1 protein-coding gene is annotated in these 342 nt (G+C 65.8%); it reads left to right on the top strand.

Annotated elements, in window-relative coordinates; genetic code table 11:
• The coding region (locus EII41_RS13870) for a BACON domain-containing protein (RefSeq protein ID WP_148091781.1) at window positions 1–342 on the top strand (342 nt) is incomplete at both ends.

Raw genomic sequence — 342 nt, forward strand, 5'->3', positions numbered from 1 at the left:
GTAGCCGCCGGCGAAACGAAACCGGTCACCGTCACCGCGAGCGGAGCATGGACGGCCGCTTCGGATCAATCGTGGCTTACGCTCTCGACCGGCAACGGTACGGGCAATACGACCATCAGCGTTACGGCCGCGAACTATACGGGCACGGCACCCCGCACGGCCAAGGTCACCTTTACCTCCAGCAGCATCACGCAGGAGGTGAACGTCACGCAGCAGGGCGCGTCAGCTCCCCCAACACTCGCCGTCAGCCCGGCCACGCTCAGCTTCGTAGCCGCCGGCGAAACGAAACCGGTCACCGTCACCGCGAGCGGAGCATGGACGGCCGCTTCGGATCAATCGTGG

The sequence above is a fragment of the Tannerella forsythia genome (genome assembly GCF_003860135.1).
Taxonomy (GTDB): Bacteria; Bacteroidota; Bacteroidia; order Bacteroidales; family Tannerellaceae; genus Tannerella; species Tannerella forsythia_A.